This is a genomic window from Pseudoalteromonas sp. B160, assembly GCF_037162485.1.
Classification (GTDB): Bacteria; Pseudomonadota; Gammaproteobacteria; order Enterobacterales; family Alteromonadaceae; genus Pseudoalteromonas; species Pseudoalteromonas rhizosphaerae.
Genome location: NZ_JARLUX010000001.1, coordinates 397,734 through 417,010 on the forward strand (window position 1 = coordinate 397,734; position 19,277 = coordinate 417,010).

Here is a 19,277-nt window from a genome sequence, read left to right on the forward strand (position 1 = left end):
CCTCCTTAATTGCCTTGGTTAATTTTAAAGTCTAGCTGAACTTGTAAGCCAACTTGCTTTTGTGGCTTACCGTCAATAATTTTAGGACGGTATTTCCACTTGCTCAAGGCGCGTTTAGCTTCTCTATCGAAAATACGTTTAGGGTCTGCGTCGATTACTTCAACATCAGTAACCCCACCCAATTCATCGATTGAGAATGAAAGTTGTACCCAACCTTCTTTGCCATCACGTGCTGCTTGTGTTGGATATTTTGGTTCAATACGAACGATTGGTGTCGCATCACCGTCTCGTCCGAATGCCCCTGGACCACTTAGACCACCTGCCGAACTTCCCACATTAATGCTTGGCATGTTAAATGACATAGCACCTGGATTTGGGTTGTTGTTTTCCGGCTGTGGCGGCTGCGGTTTAGGCGGCTGCTTTGGCGGTGGAGGCGGCGGAGGCGGTACTCGCTTCCGTTCCTGCACCTTAGATTCAGGCGGATTCGTCATAATTTCGACTATGATCTGCTCTTTTTGTTCCGTATTACGGTCAGCCCCACCAGAGATGAGGAAGGCCATGAAGTAGAACAAGCCGAAAGTAACTGCCCCACCTGCAATCAGTGAAAACAGAAAACGAATCATTACTGATCTCCAGCTATTGAAATTCTCAGGTTGTCGCCCGTCGCTTTGATCTGGTCCATAACTTTAACCACTACGCCGTGTTTTGCATCTTTGTCAGCTTGCAAAATTACAACTTCAGTAGGTTGTTCTGCTAATAAACTTTCAATTTTTGCTGAAACACGTTCAACATCAACTTGCTGTTTATCAATCCAGATTTCGCCGTTGTCACGAATTGCAATAAAAATGTTAGCATTTTTTGCTTCGTAGCTTGGGCCGCTTTTGGTTTATTGACCTCGATACCAGCCTCTTTAACGAACGATGTAGTTACGATAAAGAAAATAAGCATGATAAATACGATGTCAAGCATCGGTGTCATATCTACCGTTGCATCTTCTTCTTCACGAAAACGTTGTTTACGTGCCATATTTAATTCTCTCTCTAGTGATGAGGCATACTATCAACAAGCTTGGCTTTCACCATTCTCGCTCTTGCCTCAAGGCGTGAGCTAAAGAATACTCCAGATAATGCCGCAACCATTCCAGCCATTGTTGGGATTGTTGCCATTGAAATACCTGATGCCATTAAACGTGCATTACCTGTACCTTGGCTTGCCATGGTTTCAAAAACCGCGATCATGCCTGTTACTGTACCAAGTAAGCCAATTAAAGGACAAACAGCTACTAATGTTTTAATCAACAACATACGCTGATCTAATTTTTCAGACGCTTCAGAAATCCATGCTTCACGGATTCTGTGTGCGTACCAAGACGTAGTGTCTTGGCGGGCATCCCACTTTGCTACAATTTCCGACGATAAACGAGGAAATTCTGCAAGTAAGAACCAATAGCGCTCAATCATTAAAACCCACATAAGAAAGAGTGCTATCGCGACCACGTATAAAACCTGGCCGCCTGTGCCAACAAAATCCCTGATAGATTCCCAGATCTCCATCAGGACTAGCATTAGGCTTTCTCCTTCTCCGCGTGAGTAGCAATAATACCTGCGCTTTGCTCATCAAGGATGTGTAATACCGACTTACTACGACCCGCAACAACAGCGTGAAGAAGAATAAGTGGTAGTGCAGCAATTAGACCTAGCGCAGTAGTTACAAGTGCTAGAGAGATGTTACCTGCCATGATCTTCGGATCACCTGTACCGAACAATGTGATTGTTTGGAACGTTAAGATCATACCGATTACCGTACCTAGTAGACCAAGTAACGGGGCGATTGCAGCAAGGATTTTAATGATATTGATACCAGCTTCAATGCGTGGCGTTTCACGAAGAATCGCTTCATCAAGTTTAAGCTCAAGGTTTTCAACATCTTGCGATTTATTGTCATGATACACTTTAAGAATACGACCCAGTGGGTTATTTGTATTCGGTGTAGACACGTTTTTAAGCTGGCTATTAATCTTACTACGAGTAAGTGTAAGGTCAATAAAGCGTACTAGTGTGATTAAGATACCTAAACCTAATAACGCAGTAATGATGTAACCAACTACGCCACCTTGGTGGAAGTATTCATCAAGTGTCGCTTTTTGTGTATTGATACGTAAGATAGCACCACGAGTCGGATCCACGTATACACCAGCATAGTTATCAGAAGACGTATTTTCTAAGTCTTTAATACCAGCAAGGATGTAACCATCAGGCTGTTTACCTAAAGGCTGAATTGATTTAGTTTCAGGCGAATAGATTAAGTAGCCATCGTCTGTTACTAAGTTGAAGTTACCGATACGTGTTACTTTCTTAACTGTCGCGTTACCGTCAAGACCTGCAACTTCAGTTTCGAATGTTGAAACTTTAGCTGACTCAGTCATTTCAGTTTGTAGTGAAATCCAAAGCTCTTCAAGTTCACGAACTGTTGGTAGTTCTTTAGCAGCAGCTAATGAACGTAAGATTTCAGCACGGCCAGGTTTTTCAGCAGAAACAAGTGATGCTTCGATTGAACCAATAGCATCTTGCGCAGCACGACGTACAACACCAAACATTTCACCCAACGTACCTTGTGCGCTTTGAAGAGCAGCCTCTTTCTCAGCTAAAGTATTTTCGTTTTGTGCATATTCTTTAGTTAAACGATCGCCACGAGCTTTTTCAGCAGCTAATTGGCTTTTTGCTTTATTAAGTAACGCTTGCTTATCAGCACGATCTGATAAGAATTCTTGCTCACGTTGCTTATTGATTTTGCCTTCAGATATACGCTCTTGCTTTACTTGCTCAAGAATTTTATCTAAAGCAGTGGTATTTGCATGTGCATTAAGCGCGGTACCTGCAGAAACAGATAGTACTGCTGCAACAGCAAAACCTTTAAATAGTTTCTTCATTATTGATTACTCCGCGCCAAAGATTGGTAGTTTAACAAGTTCTAATGTCGCTTGCTTACGCGCCATACGAATAACTTCTTTAACAGGTTTTAGGTATTCATCACCTAATTCTTTCCACTGTTTAGTATTGTTATCCCATACCCATGCGTGCTTTAAGTCAAACGATTGAGCAACGTAAGTGATACGACCAAGTTGGCCGAAATCAACGTTAATGCTCTTGCCATCAACTTCTAAAGTACCTTGTGAAGCAGCTACTAAAGAGCTATATGCAGCTTCGATAGTGTACGCTTCTAACACTTGACGGAACTTCTCTGAAGTAGTAACAGAAGAAGAAACCATTGTTTCACGTAATCTTTCAACACGCGCCAAACGATTGTCACTGTTAAACGGAACGTCCGCTTTGATGAATTGCTCGAGCGTATCGATCATGCGATACATCAAAGGCACAACGTTTTGTTTTGTGTTGTCGATCGTAGCGATTTGACGGTCAAACGATTCAATTGACGCGTTTTGGTCAGCGACCAAACGGGCAACGTGATCGTTGTATACTTTTAATAGCTCAGATTCATCAACAACGCTACGGTACTCAGCTAATAGCTCTTGAGTTTGACCATATACATTGTCAATTTTAGTTTGAGACTTAACCGCAGCCGTTTGAATTTGTAGACCTGCTTTTTGCACGTCATTCAAAGGATCTGCAATCACATTGCTGCTTGCGAATGCAAAAGCGCCAACCAACGCAGTTGCTACAAGACTCTTTCTGATTTTAACAGACATAGTTCCCAACCAATTAAGTAATGTTACTTTTATAATTTAATTACCTCCCGAAGGAGACAACCCTGATATCTTTTAATAGATATCAACCCTCCAATAATGCTAAATGCAATGCACGCTGTCAACTTGATGTTTGGAATTAACCATAAATAAATTAATTCAATCATTGCAAACTAAAACACAAAAAACAAAGGATTAACATAAATGTAACAGAGGTGGATTTTCATATAGGATGAAAGCCGCTTACTAACAACAGTTTTACCTCCCTTAATGAAAGAGAAAACATTAATGTAACATTTTATGTGTAATCAAGCAGGGTTAAAAAAAGTTCATAATAATTTCGAATAAGCGTAATCATTCAGTAAAAAAGCCTTTTTATGCAGCAATAACCTAGGTGTTTCGTACAAAAAACAAGCACCCGACCTTTAAAAGAAAACGTAGCCGCAATTTTACAAACAGAAGTTATATTTGTTTTTTATCTACAAGACTTAAAGGCGCACTGTAAATGTTACCAATATATTCGAAATAATAACGCTATATACCCAATTTCTTTTATACCGATTACTAACCGTGCCAAACTTGTCTATGAACAATCAGAGGTAAAATAGCATTATCTAATTAAATACTAATTTATACCAATCGTGTTAAGTTACTGACCATTTATAGCGACATATAAATACAGTGATAACAAGGCGTAACTTTTGACATGTAGTTGTTCTACTTGAAAAAATTATAACGCAGTTAGCGCTTTATTTAGCTCGCTAGAATGGTTAAATATTTAAGTCGATTGGTATTAATTAAAAACATCATCGTTATTGGTGTTGAGAAGCTGACTAACTGTATACAGTTGGTATAAAAAGTTTATTGAGGGACGCAAAGATGTACACCGCTTGTATTGAGCAGCATTTGGTCTAGTGAAATAGCATTCAGAATTTAGTGTATATTTATTGAATTTAAAAAGTAGCGGTAGAAAGTTTATTTTAAAAAAGAATTTGATGAGGGGGAAATTATGGTGAAACAGAGTCCTGTTTCACCAAGTTGAACCTAGGTTCACATAATAAAAATTATGCTAATTCTACGTTCTCAGCTTCAGGGCCTTTTTGGCCTTGCTTGATGCCGAAAGACACTTGTTGGCCTTCGCTTAGAGTGCGAAAACCTGAGCCTGTAATAGCGCTGAAATGTACGAATACGTCAGGACCATTTTCTTGTTCAATAAAACCGAAACCTTTAGCTTCGTTGAAGAACTTAACTTTACCAGTAACCGTGTTTGACATACCAAATTTTCCTGTAAGTCAATAATTAAAATTCAGCCAGATTGGCTATATCCTCCCTGAGTGAATGCCCAATAAATCGCTGGGATAAAGTACAGGAAGAAGTAATAACCATTAACCGGAAACCTTACACGCCGCACATTAACCAAAAAATTCAATACGCAAAAACTCAAAGCAAGTTAAGGTTAACACAATATAATTGTTTTAGCTCTATTAATTCAGAATTATTTTAATGCTTTTAACATCAACTCAATAAAACTGTTCAAGTGATTAATTTTAATACAAAAAGCACACCTTTCTCAGCTGTGCTTTACTTACTCTATGGTTATTTGATCAGCCAATCAATTGTACTTTCGGCTTTAATTGGCACCACGTGATCATTTCCTAATGGGTAACTTGCTGGCACTGTCCATGGTTGCTTTATAAGTGTAACAGTATCTGCATTACGTGCTAAACCATAAAAGTCTGGCCCAAAATGACTTGCAAAGCCTTCAAGCTTATCAAGCGCTCCGGCCTCCTCAAATGCTTCAGCGTATAACTCAAGTGCAGCATGAGCGGTGTATGCACCGGCACATCCACATGCGGCTTCTTTTTTATCTTTATAATGCGGCGCCGAATCTGTACCTAAGAAAAACTTAGCACTGCCACTGGTCGCAGCACTAATAAGTGCTTGTTGGTGTGTATTACGCTTTAATATTGGTAAACAGTAGTAATGTGGGCGGATCCCTCCCGCTAACATATGATTACGGTTATACAATAAATGATGTGCAGTAATGGTTGCAGCCACATTATCAGAGGCATTATTTACAAAATCAACGGCATCTTTAGTGGTGATGTGTTCAAGCACAATTTTTAAATCTGGGAAGTCTTGTACAACATCCACTAAAATAGTTTCTAAGAATACTTTTTCACGATCAAATATATCAATCGATGAATCTGTCACTTCACCATGGATCAGCAATAACATACCGACTTCTTGCATGGCTTTTAATGCTGGGTAAATCTTTTTAATTGATGTTACACCAGAATCAGAATTTGTTGTCGCACCTGCTGGATACACTTTAGCAGCAACAATTTTACCAGTTGCATGTGCTTTTTTAATCTCATCCGCGCTCGTATTATCTGTTAGATAAAGCACCATTAATGGCTCAAAATTTCCTTGTGGCCCGGCCGCCATAATACGGTCGCGATACGCTAAAGCAGTTTCAGTACAGGTTGCCGGAGGAACTAAGTTTGGCATAATAATAGCGCGTCCCATATAGCGGCTAATATCACGCACTGTATCTTTTAGTTGATCCCCATCACGTAAATGAACATGCCAGTCATCTGGACGAGTGATAGTTAACGTTGACTGAGTGTCGAAGGCTTGCTTTGTCATTACTTGTTTCCTCGGCTGAATTTAGTTGATCATATGCATATGCCCTATCTGAGTAAAGATTTTATTGCGGTTTTTCCTGATGCTTTTTATCAACAGATAGAATGAAAACACTGGTTCATCAATCGTTTGGCGTGCGTTTACCTTTACAAACATACCTCGTTAATTTTATTTATTCTTTGTCTAAACGTTAACATTCCGTTAATCTATAAGTATATCAATGACACAAAACGGTATATTCACGCGTGGCATATGCAGAATAAAGTAGACTTATCTTCAGCGCTTGATGCAAAAACCGAGCAACTGAGTATTATTAATCAGTTTTCTTCAAGCTTATTACAGTTAGATAAACTCGATGAATTATTCGAGTACGTGACCACTGAAGTAGTTAAGCGGTTAGGCTTTGTCGATTGTGTTATTTATATTGCCGATGAAAGTGCTACAACCTTACATGAAGTCGCATCAATGGGAGTGTCACCTGCAGATAGTAACTATGCCGTAGAACGAAAAACTATCGCATTTAATCAAGGCATTACTGGTTATGTTGCTTCTACAAGTCGCGCTGTTATCATTGGTGATGTCAGTACTGATAGCCGTTATATCGCAGATGTACGCCCTGCAATGTCTGAACTATGCGTACCATTAGTTTATAAGCAGCAGGTTTTAGGAGTTATAGACTGCGAGCACCTAGGTGCGTAACTATTTTAGTGATGCCCATCTTGAAATTTTAACCACCGTTGCGCATTTACTCAGTGCCAAAATAAATCAGGTCAATACTGTTGAGAACTTGCAACAAACGGTGAGTAAATTAAATGCTGCACAAAAGCTAGAAGGAACGCTCTTACAAATAGCAAATTTAACTTATCAAGCCAATGACTTAGATACTTTTTTAGAAGCATTGCATGGCATTATGACCAACTTGCTACGCGCTGATAACTTTTTGGTAGGGCTATACAACAAAAATATCGATATCCTCGATATTGTTTACATTGTCGAGGAAGGAGTACGTTCAAATGCTCATAAAAAAATATCAAAAGAGCAACTAAAACATACCGCATCCTATTACCTTTTAAATTCCGAACAGCCATTACTATTAAATAAAAAAGAATATCAACAACATATAAATGATGGCCATTTTAAAATGGTAGGCCGCCAGTCAGAATCTTGGCTTGGTGTTCCATTTAAAGTAAGCGAACATATAAGTGGTGTGATCGTAGTACAAAGTTACGATAAAACTCACCATTATAATGATCATGACCGCGCTCTACTGACGTATGTCAGCCGCCAAATTAGTATGGCTATCGACAGACAACTATCTCGCCAAGCACTTGAACATCGCGCTTTGCATGATGAATTAACTGGGCTTGCTAATCGCTCTTTACTGATTGACCGCATTAAGCAGGGCATCTTACGGCTAACTCGAACACCCAAAGGGCGATATCATGCGTTGCTGTATCTAGATTTCGACCGCTTCAAAAGCATCAATGATTCTTTAGGGCATGAAGTGGGCGATCACTTTTTAATCGCCATTTGTAAGTTAATTAAAGGCACAATTCGAAATACCGATACATTCGCACGACTCGGTGGTGACGAGTTTGCTATTTTTATGGAAAACATCACTCATAAAAACCAAGTTAATGATGCATTAAAGCGGATTAAAAAAGTACTCGCTAAACCACTTAATATTGATGGCCATTTACTGCAAGCTTCTACTAGTATTGGCGTTGCATTTTGCGAAAACGAAAATGATAAAGCCTATCAGTTATTACAGCATGCAGATGCTGCAATGTACGAAGCTAAATCAACAGGCCGTGGCCAAGTCAGATTTTTTAATAACACCATGCGTAAAAAGCTTAAAAGTCACGCAGATATAGAAAATGATCTACAACATGGCATTGAGCATCATGAATTTGAGTTATATTATCAGCCGATCTTTGCTATACAGCAATGTAACGTTGTAGGTTTTGAAGCGCTCGTTCGTTGGCACCACCCACGCAAAGGCTTTGTTTCACCTAATGATTTTATTTCAATAGCAGAAAACACTGGGCAAATAATTAATCTCGACCTGCATTTATTAGATCTGGCAGGAAAACAAATAGCTGCGTGGCAACAACAAGGTAAACGTTTCTTGCGTGTGACGGTGAATGTTTCCTCACGACACTTTGCAAGTGTAGACTTTATCTCGCAAATTCATGCTATTTATAATAAATATGAGCTAGCATTAGGCTCCTTATGTTTAGAGATCACCGAATCAGGTTTGATCGAAAACTTAGAATTAGCAACCAAGATAATTGAAGGGTTAGCGCCATTAAAAGTAAAGTTATGTTTAGATGATTTTGGCACCGGATACTCTTCTTTGGGTTACTTACACCAACTGCCAATTCATGTGCTAAAAATTGATAAGAGCTTTATTGACCGTCTTAAAGACACCGCCACGCCATTAGTTGATGCCATTTTGTCATTGGCATCATCACTTAAGTTAGATGTTGTAGCCGAAGGAATTGAAACGCAAGAGCAACTAGCCATATTGCAAAAAACTCAATGTGATTTTGGCCAAGGCTTCTTAAAAGCCAAACCCCTGCCCGCCGCTCAAGCAATTTTATTGATTGATAAACCACTTTAAAACAACCATAAAAAAGCCCTGATTAATCAGGGCTTCTTGCAAATAAAAAACAGGCAGAATCAGCCAACCAACCAATGTGCCATCAGAGCAATAACGGGTAACGTGATCAAGGTTCTGAGAATAAATATTACAAACAATTCAAATATATTTACTGGGATTTTACTACCCAATAAAAGCGCGCCCACTTCTGACATGTAAATTAACTGGGTTACACTCATTGCCGCAATAATAAAGCGAGTAACATCACTTTCAATCGTGCCAGCAGCTAAGATTGATGGAATAAACATATCCGCAAAGCCAACCATGATCGTTTGCGCGGCAGCTTCTGCTTCTGGTATTTGTAATAACTCTAAAAATGGGATGAACGGTTTACCTAAATAAGCAAATATCGGCGTATATTCAGCAATAATTAATGCGAATGTGCCCACAGCCATCACTACAGGTAATACTGCAAACACCATATCCAATGCGTTGTGAATGCCTTCTTTCATGGTACCTGCAAAGCCCGGTGAGTTTTTAGCTTTGTGCAGCGCGACATGTAGGGCATGTTTAAACACATTTTTGCCATGCGGCACGCGCTCTTTGTGCTGATCAGGCTGACTACCATCAATATATATATCTTTCTTAAAGCTCAATGGCGGTATACGTGGCACAATCAGCGCAGCAACAACTCCCGCTAAACAAACCGTTAAATAAAATGGGGCAAATAATTTTTCTAGTCCGACTTGGCCTAATACCACCAAACAAAACGTAATTGATACCGCAGAGAATGTAGTACCGATAATCGCCGCTTCACGCTGAGTGTAATGCTTTTCTTCATATTGGCGCGCGGTCATTAAAATACCCACACTGCCATCGCCTAACCAAGAGGTTGCACAATCAACAGCACTTCGTCCTGGCACGCCAAATAACGGGCGCATTACTCTAGTTAATAACGTGCCTACTAGCTCCAGCAAACCAAAATTTAACAATAAAGGCAGTAATAAGCCCGCTAAAATAAACACCGAAAATAGCACTGGTAATAAATCTTTTAGCACTAAGCCACCGGTACTTCCTGATGTAATACCATCGAAAAGCGGAATTAAAAACTCTGGTAATGTCGATTTAAAATCCGGATTATTAATGCTTAAAACCGTTAAGATAATAAACGCCATACCAAATAAACGGATCACTAGCCAAAGCCAATGCACATCAAAAAGATGCTTTAAAATAGTAGATTTCATTAATACCTCAGGCTTAAAAACCTTGAATATCAATGATAAAACACCTGTAGTACAAATAATTAATGTAATCAACGTATCGGCATACGATGTAATATGAGCTTGCACCGCTTTTGCCATAACAGCGATAGGAATAGTCATTGCCCCGTCCATTGGCACTGGAGTCATGAATAAGAGGACGCCAATCAATGAAGGAACTAAAAAATTAAACCATACCTTAAAGTCAAACTGCGGGTGAGAGGAAGTTAGATTAGACATTGTTTTCAACCTGTAAAAACCACAAAAAGAGCAAAAGCTCTTTTTGTGGTGTTATTATTATTTATTATTAAATTTTAATACCGCGTTGACGCAAAGCACTTTCTAACGCTTGTTGTAAGTCATTCATCGTACCAGGCTCTAACGTTGTGCCTTCATCGTCCATCCACGTTAAGCTAGTACCACCTTCTTTGGTGCGACTGACTAAAATTTGATATTGGCCATTTTCAATCGGTAATTCAGCAAGCTCTTCACCCCAAATTGAATCCCAAACACTTGATTCAGGTTTGTTGTAATCAGCTGTGATCAAACCACGATCTTGGTCAATTTCAACAATCGTAAACGACAAGCGCTCAAGGAACCCTGAGAAACGATCAAATATTAATGAGTAATCCTGTTCCGTTACCAGCGCCGCATTACCTTTATTGTCAAAGCCCATTTCCAACGAAATAATGCCTTGTTGTTTGCGAATTTCAACTTCAAGTTGACGATAACGATAATCAAATTCAGCCACAACTTGATTTAGTGCACGCACTTCTAGTTGCTGTTGCAAAATTGGCGTCAATGGCACATCTTTACTATTGTATTCCGCTAGCTTAGCGCTTAACGAAGCAGTACGCTGATGTGACTTCTCTTCAATAGTAAAAATAAAACGTTGCTCAGATACAGCGGTATCGCTATTCCACAACCAACCTTCCTCGGGTTTGATAATCGCATACCAGTCAGTTTCAATCGAACCTAATGACTTATCTTGTTTGATTGCCTTTGTTTGATGCTCAGTTAACACAGCGTGTACTGAATCCCAAATAAACTCATCTAAATTTGCAATACCATCGTTTTTATCAAAATAAACGCGTGCTTGTTTATCACCTTCTTCAACCCAACTGCCTTTTGCCACAGTTAATACTTGTGCTGGGGGACGATAGTTTGTTGAATCCGGATCATTATTATATTCTGCCACATCCATTTTATAAATGGGGTCTAAAGCTGGCTGAGCCAATTGTCCTGGCACTTGTACCGGCTCACTGGCACGGTAATTACGTTTTTGATGCGCTTCGTCAGTGAACACACCACATCCTGACAAGCTAACCAATACGCTTACAGCAAGCGCTTTTGGGATCCAATACTGCACAGATAATTCTCCTTAGCATACCCTTAATTGTTTTAACAAATATATGAGTGGGTTATGCCGATTTGGTTCAGTGTAAAGCCAATATTAACTTTACGTATCTTGTTTTTATGCAAACCCCGTTACTTTAGGGCACGGCTAAACGTAAATGTAAGCCAGTCTATATGCAAAATTTTAACTATGGTACTTTCCCATGCCACTAAAAACAAGAAACACCGTGCTTTAATAACAGCTTAATTATCTCGGCCTGTAGTTTAGCGATTGTTTTGTGTTAAACTTCGCCGCCGTGTGGTGGTAATTGCCGGCTCAGCTTACTCTGATTGTTATTAATAATATAACCTAGGTACTTGAATTCATGACTGCTTTTTCAAATCATCAGATCGTTTTAACTGCTATTGGCGATGATCGCCCTGGTATTGTCAGTGAATTAACCCAATTAGTCAGTGACTGTCACTGTAATATTATTGATAGTCGCATTGCCATCTTAGGCAATGAATTTACATTTATTATGCTGTTATCAGGTGATATGTCGGCAATCAGCCGCATTGAACACACCCTGCCCCTCAAAGGCATGGAGCTGGGCTTACTCACTATGATGAAGCGGACAGCCAGTCATACTCAAAGTGAATTTTGTGCTGGCTACACCCTCGAATATACAGGTATCGATACACCTGGCACGTTAAGTAAAGTTACCCGCTTTTTTGCCGACAACCACATTAGTATTTGTTCTTTAAAGTCAGATACCTATGACGAAGAAAAAAATACAAAAATGCGCTGTGAACTGGAGTTTAACATTCCTGTTGAGGTTGACATTGATACGTTTAAAGTCCAATTTGAAGATCTGTCGCGTACTCTAAACGTAGATTACATATTTCGACGCATTCGCTAAGGAGCAAAGCATGAACACAATTAATCCATTACAAGCCGGTGACAAAGCACCCGCTTTTAGCCTACAAAATCAAGATGACGAAACAATCGTCCTTGCAGAGCTATTAAAAGAGCAGCAAGTATTAGTGTACTTTTATCCAAAAGCATCAACACCTGGTTGCACCGTGCAAGCTGAAAACTTACGTGATGAAAAAGCCGTGTTAGCACAGCTAAATACCCGCGTGGTTGGTATCAGCCCTGATCCGGTAAAAAAATTAAAGAACTTTGAAACCAAAAAAGAATTAAACTTTGACCTACTTTCAGACGAAGATCACGCGATTGCAGAAGCATTCGGCGTATGGGGCTACAAAAAGTTTATGGGTAAAGAGTACGACGGTATTCATTTATACCCCCATTAATATTATGCACACTACATACTAAAAAGTTAATCCCTCCTTTCTAAAACTCAATTTTACTACTACGATTAAAAACTGCACAGTCTTAATGGATAAAGTACGTTTTTATGGATCAATTCAGTTCTTATATTGTCGCTAATGAATCCGTTGATCTATCAAAGTCTTTATTAAATGAAGATGAAGGAGTCTGGTTATCTGTAAGCAAGCTTCATAGTGGTGTAGTTGCATTAGATGAAAAAATGAGAGTACTCCCATTAATTTCTGAATTTCTATCCTATAGCTTCCGAAACAACAAAATAAGCCGCCACACGGCAAAAACGTACGCTAAGAATCTGAGTTATTTTTTGGCTTATCTTAAAAATAGGAAAGAATTTCAAAAAACTCACCTTGATGAAGCATTCCTTACGGTATCAAAATTTGTTATCGAAGAATATTTAGCGGAATTAAGAACTAAATATGATTTATCTACTGCAACAGTGCGAAATCGAGATGCAACACTTCAAGCATTCATCCACAAATTCCTCTATCAAAATCACGAGCTACGAAACGCATATATTGAGAAAAGCCCGTATTCAAATGGGTTAATAAGTGGGCCCGTAAAGCAAAAGCTTGTCATTTCATGCTCTTTAGATGAGTTAACAAAATTAATAATACAAACCGGCTCTGAGCGTGAAAGGCTCATTATTCAGTTTATTTTTGATTCTGGGGTTAGAAGATCAGAGTTACTAAACATAACCAAACAAGATATAGAAGATGCTATAGAGTTTAATAGTCAAAAGTTGATACACCAAAATACGGACATGCCAGTAATATCACCCTACGCCCCACTTTCTATACAAGGTGTGAAAGGCAGACATAACAATACTAAGCAAAGAATGACCTTGGTAAGTCGAGCTGTTTTAAACCGTATAATGAGATACCATGCCTCCCCCTATACAAAAAGCATTCAAGAAAGTATTCATCCCTATCAGATACCCCTGCATTCTTTAATGCCGAAGGACGCCCGATTACCCCCAAATGCCTGTCTAAGCTACTGGATAGACTATCAGAGCGTGCATTAAAAAAAGGTATGCTATCCAAGCCTATGTCACCGCACAAATTAAGGCATGGTTACGCATACGATTTACTTCAATCACCTGACATAGGACAAACCTACGTGGACAGGCTTGCTGTAGTGCAAAAATCACTTGGCCATGCATTCTTAAGTAGTACTGAGGTTTACACAAAAATACCTTCTGAACTATATAAAACAATAACTAATAGCGACGGTGAGTTATTAACTAAAGCGGATAGAATGGAAAGGCTTGTCAAAAGCACACAACTTAAAAATATCACTTAAGGACAAGAAATGACAAAAGAAAAACAAGCTTAAGTGAATGGGATACACTAGTTGATACACCTTTAACTTGCATTGAAGATTTAGCGCTGCCCTCCCAAGCCTTACCTTATCGACAATTGACACATTTATTTGCATCAGTTTATAAAACAAAGGTAAGCCGCTCCTATAAAGATGATGTTCATGCTACACACTCTCATGTTACTGAACTTATGAAAGAAAAGTTTGGTAATCAACCAATTTATTTGACTAAAGTACTGAATGAATTTTCATTAGATGATTTTCATGCATATTTGAAAAGCTGCATGTTGCTCGACAAGATACATAATCGGTATGCAAACGTTTTGCAAAGTACCTATAAGAACGTTCTGAATAAAGCTATAGAGCTCAAAGTTCCAAACTTTAAAAGGTTTTATTTACCAAGTTCTTTTTGCTACCAAACAAGAGTAACCGAACGCTACAAACCATATAGTAAGAATGAGAGAAGAAAAATTGATGAGGCTATTGAAGTTGGAATCGACAAAGCTTTAAAACTCCTTATTCCTTATGAGAAAACAGGAAGAGGTAGAGCTATTCTCGATGATGACTGTATGCTCTTAGAGGGTGTAGAGAACTTAACACTAGATGATGCTCGTTGGATTTTTGAGAATAAAATGGGATGTATTCCCGTTACTAATAGTTATGGTTTTCGAGGTAAACGAGCCTATAGAGCTTTCTACCAAATCATTAAAGACAATGGTGCATATTATCAAAATGTATATGAATCTTGGGGAGTTTTAAGTAAGGTTACAATGAAACATTTACTTCCATTTTTGCTGAAACTGTTAAAAGTCACAGGTATGAATGTTGAGTCAATTTATAACCTTGAAATTGACGACCTAGTAGACTCACACCCTGCAACTGGGAAACCTTGTTTAAGGTATTGGAAGAACCGCTCTGATGGCCAGAAGTTATATCACTTAGATATATTCAAGGCTGACCTTCAATGGCTAACCCTTAGCCAAAGTGAACAAGTGAAAGAAATATTTAATAATGTTTTGTTGCTAACATCAAAAGTAAGAGAAAAAGCACCTTTAGAGCATAAAAGTAAACTATGGTTATTTGAAACATACAACGGTTTAATCAAATGCCTTCCTGTTATGTATCACCTTTCAATGGCTATAAAAACCTTTTCTGCCGAACACGAGCTTTTTAAACAAAATAGTAACGAGTTACTTTTAGAGACAACAAGGTTTAGGCCTACATTTATCAGCGACCTAATAGGGGAAGGAGTTTCAATTAGGGAAGTACAGCTACTAATGGGTCATAAAAATCTCAATACAACAATGCGCTACCTAGATATTCATGATTTTGGGCAGACCGCGAGAATAAAAATTAAAGATAAATTGATAGAACTTCACAGTAACATTAGCTCTTCAGTTAGTAGTAAACCTCATAAAAAGGTAGGCAACAAAGAGTCGCTACCCATATCAACCCCATTAGCGACGTGCAAAAATATTTTTGACCCACCTGAGTCTGTGAAAAGTCTATCTAACTACACACCTGGAAAGCCTTGTAGTACTTACAACATGTGCCTTAGTTGCCCTAATGTAATCATAACCAAAACTGATTTGCCAAAGCTCTTTGCGATGAAACGTGATTACCTTATTAAAATTCAAAATAGTAGAGTATTAGATACTCCATTTGGACATGTTATAAAAAGTAACCTAACACTTTTGAATTCGATTCTAGATTCGAACTTGTCCGAATTTAGTGCCGAAGAGCTCAATGATGCTGAAAAAGTATCTCTTTATATAGAAACCACAGAGCTTATTTAGGAGTTTGAAATGGAAAGGCTACCAAAACATTACAGTTTACTAAGTACTATTGCTGAGCTCAAAAAAAATAAGCTGGATTTCTTAAGTGCTGATCCCGACAGAGTTACCGACAATAAAAGTACGTTATATCTAACCAAGTTGTTAAATCTACCAGTTTCCAGTATATCAATCTTCGATGACACTGAGTGGGATTTTAACTTAGAAAATCCTAATGCATCTGCAAACATCACAGGTAGTAAATTAAAAATTAACTTTAGTAAATATAAAAACATCCCACCATATGTGATAATCGAGCTAAAGTGCATGCTACTTAGTGTTCAGTTAACACCTGAAGTATTTATTAATAATCGTAAAAAAGCCAAAAAGACTAATATTACTAAGCTTGCTACAAACACTATCTTAGGGCACTTTAAATCAGGATTTAGATTCTTAGACACACTTTTTAGAGTTTTAAAAGTTAAACTTGGTAATGAGCATATTGAAAAAATATATTCCTCTCTTACTCAAGTTCAAGCCATCGATTACAGAGAAACAGCCCAAGTTCATACCAATACCTACAATGATGACTTGAGACAGTTTTTTTCTTATTTACTAAACCCATATACTTCAGAGCACATTTTTGGAGAAAATATTCCTGCCTTTGATCCAGACCAATTCAGTTGGAAAAAAGATATAAGAAGAAAGTATCAAACCAAGTGATACCTAACGCAACTTTTGATAAACTTATCAGAGCTTCATCTTTAATCGTACACGATTTTTTACAAACTATGGAAGAGGAAGTATTAGACTCTTACGTAAGCAGATATGCATCACAAACCGAAACTCAATACTGTAACAAAGCTGGAATTACCAAGTATACATTTCAACTTTATCGGGCTTTCCGCCTTTTGAGTGCAGGCTATGAAGATAGCTATATTGATTCAAAGTATGGCATCCCAGATGAATTACGTAATTCCAGAGGAAAATATAATTTAAAAGATATGACCTCCTATCTCGCTAGGTGTGATGGTTTTAATTTCTCACTATCAAAAGTTAACAAACATTTAATGTTAGTATCAAGTGCTGCAAAGTATCTAATTGGTCAATATACAGGAATGAGACCTTCAGAATTAGCCGTGATAGAATTACACTCTTGCCTCACCGAAGAAAGTGGCATAAAGCTTCTTCGCTCTCATGTTTTCAAAGGAAAAGATACTTCTACTAAAGGCCTTTTTGATGATAAATGGGTTGTTATCCCTATTATTGAAGATGCGATAAGAGCGATAAAAATTTTAAGCACAATTACACAAAGAAGCTTGATGTTTAGCTCTCTCCACACAAAGAAAAACAACGAGAAAGAGAAACTCCAAACCTCAGTTATGATCCGTCACCAGATAAAAATATTCATAAAGCTAGTTTCGCCAGACGATGATCTTGGCTTTAGTAATTCCATGATGCGTCACACACTTGCATATCAACTTTATAGGTTAGAAGCTGGCTTGCCACTAATCTCATTCCAGCTTAAACACTTAGTAAATACTGTAGATAAGTTTCTATCAAGGGGTTCAACAAGTGATGTAACTATGGGTTATGGTGGAATTGCTGATAGCCTTGTTGAAAGTCAAACTGCGCAAAAGCTTAGAAAACAATCAGAGATTGAAGTAATCAAAGCAACAGCAGACCCAGACGGTAACGGAGTTTTTCAAGTTAGTTGTCGCATCAAGTTAAATTTTATGCCGCCCGCACTTCTTCTTTTTTCTCTGGATTCAAATTTACTTCATTGATCATTGTCCAATTTCGAGACTTTCCTGACCAACGACTTGGATTCTGTAATTTCGCTATTTCATTAACCCGATGACGTTCCGCTAGGATCGCTTTATCTAAACCTAAATGACGCTGATTTGGCGTGACAAACTTAATACCGCTATGTAAATGTTCATCGTTGTACCAATCTACAAATCCGTTAACCCATTTCCTTGCGCTCGCGATATCTTCGAAGGCTTTTTCAGGGTATTCTGGGCGATACTTTAATGTTTTAAATAATGACTCAGAATACGGATTATCGTTACTCACAGATGGTCGGCTAAATGAAGGCACAATCCCTAACTCCTGCAATGTCGCTAATAACGTTGCTCCTTTCATTGGACTGCCATTATCTGAGTGCAACGTGACTTGCTCAGGTTTTACCTGCTCTCGCCTGCAAATATCTACCATTAAATCAGCCGCCAGTGTGCTTAGTTGTGTGTCATGAACCTGCCAACCAACTATTTTTCGACTATAAATATCCATCACTAAATATAAGTATAAAAACTGACCTTTAACTGCTGTCGGCAAATACGTGATATCCCATGTATAAATTTCGTTTGCACGTGTTGCCTTGAGCGCTTTTGGCTTTTTTATCTTTTTATTTGGTTTTACTTTTTCTCTGTGTGTTAGTAAGTTATGTGATTTCATAACGCGATAAAACGAACTTTCTGATGCTATCCACACACCTTTATCCAATAGTTTAGGGACTATCTTGCAGGGTGGTAAATGCCCGTACTCTATTGAATTAACCGTCTTAATTATACGCTGTTGCTCTAATTCAGTTAGCTTATTAGGTGGTCGTTTTATCGTACTTGTCCGCTTATCTATCATATCTTCAGCTTCAATCCAGCGTTGGATTGTTCTTGTCGTTAAACCAAGTAACTCACATGCTTTTGCTTGCCTTGCCCCTGATTTCTGAGCGTCTTTAATGAGCTTTATCAATTCATGGCGTTCAGTTGAGCTGGTTAATCGTCCTCGTTGAAACCCCAAAGCGCATCTGCTTTTTTTGAGTACAAGTAAAGCGGCTGTTTCTGCTAATGCTTTATCTTTACGATTAAGCTCTTTTTGAAGCTGCTTAATTTCTTGTTTGAGCTGCTTGCTGTCTGATTTTACAGGCTTCGTTGCTGGCCCTTTAGCAAAATCTTGCTTCCATTGTTGAATATGATGCGGGTAAAGTCCTTTAGCACGACAATATTCATTAAGAGCTGTTTCATCTAAACTCGCACATTCAATAATGGCGTTGAGCCTGTCTTCTAAGCTCCAGTCATGAGGGCGTTTTTCTGTTGTCATGTGACTACCGTTATTTTTAGTTTCAAGTTCATGGTTTTTAGCAAGTGCAATCCACCGTTGTAGTGTTGAATAGCCGACGCCTAAATCATCAGCAATATCTTCTAGACGAACATCATCACATTGAGATAATGCTTTTTCAACAGCTTGAACTTTAAATTCTTGAGTAAATCGACGTCTCATTTTATCTGCC

15 protein-coding genes and 3 pseudogenes are annotated in these 19,277 nt (G+C 38.5%); 8 read left to right on the forward strand and 10 right to left on the reverse strand.

Going from position 1 to position 19,277, the window contains the following annotated elements:
* Positions 1-5: 5 nt before the first annotated feature.
* The 7 genes and pseudogenes from P4S61_RS01755 to pyrC all read right to left on the reverse strand — a co-directional run bounded on the left by P4S61_RS01755 (position 6) and on the right by pyrC (position 6,352).
* Entirely contained in the window at positions 6-623 is a 618-nt protein-coding gene (locus P4S61_RS01755) for an energy transducer TonB (RefSeq protein WP_145241566.1), read from the reverse strand.
* Positions 623-948: pseudogene (locus P4S61_RS01760) on the reverse strand (ExbD/TolR family protein). The gene P4S61_RS01755 and the pseudogene P4S61_RS01760 overlap by 1 nt, the downstream one beginning before the upstream one ends.
* Positions 949-1,040: 92 nt before the next feature.
* Positions 1,041-1,565: a MotA/TolQ/ExbB proton channel family protein gene (locus tag P4S61_RS01770; protein ID WP_145241564.1), complete on the reverse strand. Its 525-nt coding sequence runs from the start codon at positions 1,563-1,565 to the stop codon at positions 1,041-1,043.
* Complete coding sequence (locus P4S61_RS01775; RefSeq protein ID WP_145241562.1) at positions 1,565-2,929, reverse strand: MotA/TolQ/ExbB proton channel family protein; 1,365 nt, start codon at positions 2,927-2,929, stop codon at positions 1,565-1,567. The genes P4S61_RS01770 and P4S61_RS01775 overlap by 1 nt, the downstream gene beginning before the upstream one ends.
* A gap of 6 nt (positions 2,930-2,935) precedes the next feature.
* Positions 2,936-3,706: a DUF3450 domain-containing protein gene (locus P4S61_RS01780; protein ID WP_145241560.1), complete on the reverse strand. Its 771-nt coding sequence runs from the start codon at positions 3,704-3,706 to the stop codon at positions 2,936-2,938.
* Positions 3,707-4,767: 1,061 nt separating this feature from the next.
* Positions 4,768-4,977 carry a cold-shock protein gene (locus P4S61_RS01785; RefSeq protein WP_145241558.1) on the reverse strand — a complete coding sequence of 70 codons (210 nt, stop codon included), beginning with the start codon at positions 4,975-4,977 and terminating at the stop codon, positions 4,768-4,770.
* 322 nt (positions 4,978-5,299) lie between these two features.
* Positions 5,300-6,352, reverse strand: coding sequence for a dihydroorotase (gene pyrC / locus P4S61_RS01790; protein WP_145241556.1), 1,053 nt, complete (start codon positions 6,350-6,352; stop codon positions 5,300-5,302).
* Between the two features lie 249 nt (positions 6,353-6,601).
* Between pyrC and P4S61_RS01795 the strand changes: the two are divergent.
* A pseudogene (locus P4S61_RS01795) lies at positions 6,602-8,972 on the forward strand (bifunctional diguanylate cyclase/phosphodiesterase).
* 59 nt (positions 8,973-9,031) lie between these two features.
* Here the strand turns inward: P4S61_RS01795 and P4S61_RS01800 are convergent.
* Positions 9,032-10,450, reverse strand: coding sequence for a YjiH family protein (locus tag P4S61_RS01800; RefSeq protein WP_145241552.1), 1,419 nt, complete (start codon positions 10,448-10,450; stop codon positions 9,032-9,034).
* Positions 10,451-10,517: 67 nt separating this feature from the next.
* Positions 10,518-11,579 carry an outer membrane protein assembly factor BamC gene (bamC, locus tag P4S61_RS01805; RefSeq protein WP_145241551.1) on the reverse strand — a complete coding sequence of 354 codons (1,062 nt, stop codon included), beginning with the start codon at positions 11,577-11,579 and terminating at the stop codon, positions 10,518-10,520.
* Positions 11,580-11,931: 352 nt separating this feature from the next.
* Here bamC and P4S61_RS01810 point away from each other — a divergent pair, with 352 nt between their 5' ends.
* The 7 genes and pseudogenes from P4S61_RS01810 to P4S61_RS01835 all read left to right on the forward strand — a co-directional run bounded on the left by P4S61_RS01810 (position 11,932) and on the right by P4S61_RS01835 (position 17,775).
* On the forward strand, positions 11,932-12,465 hold the full coding sequence (locus tag P4S61_RS01810; RefSeq protein ID WP_337117666.1) for a glycine cleavage system protein R: 534 nt from the start codon (positions 11,932-11,934) through the stop codon (positions 12,463-12,465).
* A gap of 10 nt (positions 12,466-12,475) precedes the next feature.
* Positions 12,476-12,847, forward strand: a pseudogene (gene bcp, locus P4S61_RS01815) (thioredoxin-dependent thiol peroxidase); the annotation flags it as partial.
* Positions 12,848-12,966: 119 nt separating this feature from the next.
* Complete coding sequence (locus P4S61_RS01820) at positions 12,967-13,920, forward strand: tyrosine-type recombinase/integrase (RefSeq protein WP_337117667.1); 954 nt, start codon at positions 12,967-12,969, stop codon at positions 13,918-13,920.
* Positions 13,881-14,198, forward strand: coding sequence for a tyrosine-type recombinase/integrase (locus P4S61_RS22870; protein ID WP_442961584.1), 318 nt, complete (start codon positions 13,881-13,883; stop codon positions 14,196-14,198). Before P4S61_RS01820 ends, P4S61_RS22870 begins: the two co-directional genes overlap by 40 nt.
* Positions 14,199-14,407: 209 nt before the next feature.
* On the forward strand, positions 14,408-16,012 hold the full coding sequence (locus tag P4S61_RS01825) for a site-specific integrase (protein WP_337117668.1): 1,605 nt from the start codon (positions 14,408-14,410) through the stop codon (positions 16,010-16,012).
* A 9-nt stretch (positions 16,013-16,021) separates the two neighbouring features.
* Positions 16,022-16,711, forward strand: a complete 690-nt coding sequence (locus P4S61_RS01830; RefSeq protein ID WP_337117669.1) for a hypothetical protein — start codon at positions 16,022-16,024, stop codon at positions 16,709-16,711.
* Positions 16,672-17,775, forward strand: coding sequence for a hypothetical protein (locus tag P4S61_RS01835; RefSeq protein WP_337117670.1), 1,104 nt, complete (start codon positions 16,672-16,674; stop codon positions 17,773-17,775). Before P4S61_RS01830 ends, P4S61_RS01835 begins: the two co-directional genes overlap by 40 nt.
* Here the strand turns inward: P4S61_RS01835 and P4S61_RS01840 are convergent.
* Positions 17,723-19,267 carry an IS3 family transposase gene (locus P4S61_RS01840; RefSeq protein ID WP_337117671.1) on the reverse strand — a complete coding sequence of 515 codons (1,545 nt, stop codon included), beginning with the start codon at positions 19,265-19,267 and terminating at the stop codon, positions 17,723-17,725. The genes P4S61_RS01835 and P4S61_RS01840 overlap by 53 nt on opposite strands.
* Positions 19,268-19,277 lie beyond the last annotated feature (10 nt).

Bases quoted from the DNA above. Each gene is read 5' to 3' on its own strand.
- P4S61_RS01755 (WP_145241566.1), bottom strand. From the start codon at position 623: ATGATTCGTTTTCTGTTTTCACTGATTGCAGGTGGGGCAGTTACTTTC.
- P4S61_RS01770 (WP_145241564.1), bottom strand. From the start codon at position 1,565: ATGCTAGTCCTGATGGAGATCTGGGAATCTATCAGGGATTTTGTTGGC.
- P4S61_RS01775 (WP_145241562.1), bottom strand. From the start codon at position 2,929: ATGAAGAAACTATTTAAAGGTTTTGCTGTTGCAGCAGTACTATCTGTT.
- P4S61_RS01780 (WP_145241560.1), bottom strand. From the start codon at position 3,706: ATGTCTGTTAAAATCAGAAAGAGTCTTGTAGCAACTGCGTTGGTTGGC.
- P4S61_RS01785 (WP_145241558.1), bottom strand. From the start codon at position 4,977: ATGTCAAACACGGTTACTGGTAAAGTTAAGTTCTTCAACGAAGCTAAA.
- pyrC (WP_145241556.1), bottom strand. From the start codon at position 6,352: ATGACAAAGCAAGCCTTCGACACTCAGTCAACGTTAACTATCACTCGT.
- P4S61_RS01800 (WP_145241552.1), bottom strand. From the start codon at position 10,450: ATGTCTAATCTAACTTCCTCTCACCCGCAGTTTGACTTTAAGGTATGG.
- P4S61_RS01810 (WP_337117666.1), top strand. From the start codon at position 11,932: ATGACTGCTTTTTCAAATCATCAGATCGTTTTAACTGCTATTGGCGAT.
- P4S61_RS01820 (WP_337117667.1), top strand. From the start codon at position 12,967: ATGGATCAATTCAGTTCTTATATTGTCGCTAATGAATCCGTTGATCTA.
- P4S61_RS01825 (WP_337117668.1), top strand. From the start codon at position 14,408: ATGAAAGAAAAGTTTGGTAATCAACCAATTTATTTGACTAAAGTACTG.
- P4S61_RS01830 (WP_337117669.1), top strand. From the start codon at position 16,022: ATGGAAAGGCTACCAAAACATTACAGTTTACTAAGTACTATTGCTGAG.
- P4S61_RS01840 (WP_337117671.1), bottom strand. From the start codon at position 19,267: ATGAGACGTCGATTTACTCAAGAATTTAAAGTTCAAGCTGTTGAAAAA.